General features: G+C 50.0%; 1 protein-coding gene. It reads right to left on the bottom strand.

Annotation, left to right across the window (positions count from 1 at the left end; translation table 11 throughout):
* Positions 1-411: TnsD family Tn7-like transposition protein (locus tag GVJ63_RS22605; protein WP_370516273.1), on the bottom strand; the 411-nt coding region annotated here is incomplete at its 3' end.
* Position 412 lies beyond the last annotated feature (1 nt).

Here is a 412-nt window from a genome sequence, read left to right as displayed (position 1 = left end):
AGATTGCCCCAGCCCTGAGCAAAGCCGAGCTACTGAGATTCGCATGTGTGGTTCAGCCCTTAATAGCAAGATCATCCTAGTGAGAACTTTCGAGCAGAGTTCCTGATCTCGGGCCGGCCAATTCACCGTACCACGCTTGCTCACCGATTTGCGATATTGCGCATTGGAAGTAAGTAGCCAACTACGATCATGTCGATAGAGCCAAGCATAGTCAGAAAAGCCCAGAGACCTTGCTTTAGAGATTCCCTCCACGCCAGGCGTTTTTAACACTCCCATCCACCGGTCACGCCGAGACGTAAGTTGTGCCATGAAAAGTGAACGTTGGCGGTGCAGTTTGGTGTCCTTCTCGTACGCTAATTCCCGATATATAGTTTGCACGGAAACCCCATTACGAAGGGCAATAGATTGCAAT

The organism is Pantoea sp. 18059 (assembly GCF_902706165.1).
Taxonomy (GTDB): Bacteria; Pseudomonadota; Gammaproteobacteria; order Enterobacterales; family Enterobacteriaceae; genus Pantoea; species Pantoea agglomerans.
Note: the sequence above shows the minus strand (reverse complement) of the source record. Positions and strands in the feature narration are given on the sequence as shown.